This window comes from Hominiventricola sp. (assembly GCF_057604405.1).
This window is the reverse complement of record NZ_DBLYVB010000057.1, coordinates 1-3,650: the sequence shown is the minus strand read 5'-3', so window position 1 is coordinate 3,650 and position 3,650 is coordinate 1. Positions and strand designations below refer to the sequence as shown.

2 protein-coding genes and 1 pseudogene are annotated in these 3,650 nt (G+C 44.0%); all 3 read left to right on the top strand.

Features of this window, described 5'->3' with window-relative positions; genetic code table 11:
* Window positions 1–27: 27 nt before the first annotated feature.
* Window positions 28–2,439: a VirB4-like conjugal transfer ATPase, CD1110 family gene (locus ACZMB2_RS13795; protein ID WP_487597151.1), complete on the top strand. Its 2,412-nt coding sequence runs from the start codon at window positions 28–30 to the stop codon at window positions 2,437–2,439.
* A gap of 18 nt (window positions 2,440–2,457) precedes the next feature.
* Complete coding sequence (locus ACZMB2_RS13790; protein WP_118342920.1) at window positions 2,458–2,568, top strand: DUF3789 domain-containing protein; 111 nt, start codon at window positions 2,458–2,460, stop codon at window positions 2,566–2,568.
* A gap of 3 nt (window positions 2,569–2,571) precedes the next feature.
* A pseudogene (locus tag ACZMB2_RS13785) lies at window positions 2,572–3,650 on the top strand (CD1108 family mobile element protein); the annotation flags it as partial.

Sequence of the window (3,650 nt, the reverse complement as noted above, 5' to 3'; positions counted from 1 at the left end):
CAGGAGGCTCAGCAGGAGCGTCTGTCCCTGGCGGAAAAAAGAAACCGTCAGGAAAGAAGAAACAAAAAAAGCAGAAAAGAAAGAGAACAGGAAAAGCGTAGGAAGAAGCAGGAACGGGATCGTAGGAAACAGAAAAACATTCCTACAACTGCACAGCAGAGTATTCCGTATATTCGGATGCTGCAGGATGGTATCTGCCAGGTGACAAAGACCTTTTTCTCTAAGACAATTCAGTTTTATGACATCAATTATCAGCTGGCTTTAAATGAGGATAAGACCACGATATTTGAGAATTACTGTGATTTTTTAAATTACTTTGATTCTTCCATCAGTGTGCAGCTGTCCTTTATCAATCAGCAGGTGGATGTGGCTGAATTTGAGAAAAGTATTGATATTCCGGATCAGAACGATGACTTCAATGCCATTCGTGAGGAGTACCGGACCATGTTAAAAAATCAGCTTTCCAAGGGAAACAATGGTCTGGTGAAAACCAAGTATATCACTTTTGGAATCGAAGCAGAAAGCCTGAAGGTGGCAAGACCAAGGCTTGAAAGGATTGAAGCCGATATCCTGAACAACTTTAAAGTTCTGGGAGCACAGGCACATTCCTTAAATGGTCTGGAGCGACTGGAGATTCTGTATCATGTGTTCAACCAGGATCGGATTGAACCATTTAAGTTCCAGTACAAGATGCTGCCGGAAACAGGATTAAAGACCAAAGACTTTATTGCACCAACTTCCTTTAACTTTTCCAAGAATCAGACATTTCTGATGGGAAAGACCATGGGAAGCGTGAGTTATCTGCAGATCCTGGCACCGGAGCTTACAGACCGGATGCTTGCAGATTTCCTGGATGTGGATGACAGCATCAATGTCAATATTCATATCCAGTCCATTGACCAGAGTTCTGCGATCAAGATGATCAAGAGCAAGATTTCAGATTTGGATAAGATGAAGATTGAAGAGCAGAAGCGGGCGGTACGTTCCGGGTATGACATGGATGTGCTTCCATCGGATCTTGTGACCTACGGGGAAGAAGCAAAGAATCTGCTGGAAGATTTACAGTCCAGAAATGAGCGTATGTTTCTTGTGACAGTGTTGGTGATGAATACCGCAAAGAAGCGTCAGAAGCTGGATAACAATATCTTCCAGGTACAGGGTATCGCACAAAAATACAACTGTTCCTTAAAACAGCTGGACTATCAGCAGGAAGCAGCATTGATGTCCTGTATTCCACTGGGAGTCAATCGAATTGAGATTCAGAGAGGGCTTACCACATCGGCAACAGCGATCTTTGTGCCATTTACGACACAGGAACTGTTCCAGGAAGGGGAAGCTCTTTATTATGGATTGAATGCATTATCCAACAACATGATTATGGTTGACCGGAAACGTCTGAAGAACCCGAATGGACTGATTCTTGGTACACCTGGTTCCGGTAAATCCTTCTCAGCAAAAAGAGAAATTACGAACTGTTTCCTGATTACGGAGGACGATATTATTATTTGTGATCCAGAAGCCGAGTATTATCCACTGGTGCAGGCACTGCACGGACAGGTCATCCGGATTTCACCGGTATCAGACCAGTATATCAATCCGATGGATCTGAACCTGAATTATTCAGAGGAAGATAATCCGCTGTCCTTAAAGGCAGATTTTATTCTGTCCCTGTGTGAACTGATTGTCGGTGGAAAGAATGGACTGGAACCGGTAGAAAAGACGATCATTGACCGTTGTGTGCGGCTGGTCTATCAGGAATATCTCGCTGATCCGGTGCCAGAGAAGATGCCGATACTGGAGGATTTATATAATCTGTTGCGGAAACAGGAAGAGCCGGAAGCACAGCGTCTGGCAACTTCATTGGAGATTTACGTTACAGGTTCCCTAAATGTATTTAATCATCGCACAAATGTGGACATCAACAACCGTATCGTATGTTTTGATATCAAGGAGCTTGGAAAACAGCTGAAGAAGATCGGGATGCTGATTGTGCAGGACCAGGTATGGAACCGAGTGACGATCAACCGTTCCGCTCATAAATCCACCCGTTACTATGTGGATGAATTCCATCTTCTCTTAAAAGAAGAACAGACAGCAGCCTACAGCGTGGAAATCTGGAAGCGATTCCGTAAATGGGGCGGTATTCCGACAGGAATTACCCAGAACATTAAGGATCTTTTAGCTTCCAGGGAAATCGAGAATATTTTTGAAAACTCTGATTTTATCTATATGCTCAACCAGGCATCCGGTGACAGGCAGATTCTGGCTAAACAGTTGAATATTTCACCAACCCAGCTGTCTTATGTAACCAACAGTAATGAGGGTGAAGGACTTCTGTTCTATGGAAATGTGATTATTCCGTTTGTAGACAGATTCCCGAAGAATTCCCTTTATAAGATTATGACAACCCGCCCGGAGGAAACAGCCGAAGCAGGGTAATACAGGAGGAGTAAAACAATGTTACAGGTAATTTCATATGGATTGACATTTTGTGGCGGTGCTGTATTTGGCATCGCTATTCTCTGTTTATTACAGGCAGGGAAAGGGTATCCGAAGAAGGAGGAGTAATCAGTGGCAGAACAGAGAATGAAAGTCAGGGATAAGAAAGTCCAGAAAATGACCAAGGATGGTCTGGTGGAAGAAAACCTGATGGATAAATCTTCTGTTCGTGTCAGTAACCGTGCCAGTGATGTGCAGATGGGAGGAAAACAGGGGGAAAAAGAAGTAAGCCTTGTGGATAAGTCTTCCCGCCAGTCTGAACGGAGTGGGAAAAATATTCGTCCCTCTGTGCAAAAATCCAGAGATGCACCGGAACTGATACGGGCAGAGAAGCAAAGTGAGGATCTTGGACAGAGTAGAAAACAGCAAAATAGAAAAAGAATCCGTGCTGAAGTCGGAAAAGAATCCAGACTTGCAGAAAAATCCGAAGCCGGACAGTCAGGGAGACTGAAAGAAAAACGTGCGGATCTATCAGAAAACAGAGGAGACAGCCGGAGAAATCAGACCGGTGGTAGCAAAAAGCCAAAACAAAAACAGCGTTTGAAGTTTGCTTATGAGGAAACTGGTGCTTCTGTGAAAAATGATAAAGATATGGAGAAATTGAACCAGATGGATACGGATGGAGTCAATTTCCGACATCAGAAACAGAAGGAAAAAGCCAAAAAGTTTTCTTATGAGGAAGCAAAAAAGAAGAAGGAAGCAAAGCAGCATTCCAAGAAGGCACAGGTCTATCAGGCAAATGATGGAGAAGCTCCTGGAAAGAAGAAATCCCGCTTGAAGTTTGGCGAAGGGGAATCTGTGAAAACAGAAAAAACTTCTGTTGTCAAGAAAGCAGGAAGTGCAGCTTCCGCAGCATTGCACCGTGAGATCAGCAAAAATGAAGACGATAATGCGGCGGTAGAAGGTGCCCATAAGTTAGAAGAAAGCGGCGAAGGTGTTTACCGGCTGGAACAGAGAAGTGCCAGACGCAGGAAACAGAGGGCATTCAGAAAAAGAAGCAGACTTGAAAGACAGGAAGAGAAACAGACACAGGCGGCAGCCCGTCAGGAACAGAAGAAACTGAAAAAACAGATTCAGAAGCAACAGATCAAACGGGATTATGCCAAAGCGAAGCGAAGTGAACAGACAGTAGGAACAGCTACAAAAGGTAC

Bases quoted from the DNA above. Each gene is read 5' to 3' on its own strand.
- ACZMB2_RS13790 (WP_118342920.1), top strand. From the start codon at position 2,458: ATGTTACAGGTAATTTCATATGGATTGACATTTTGTGGCGGTGCTGTA.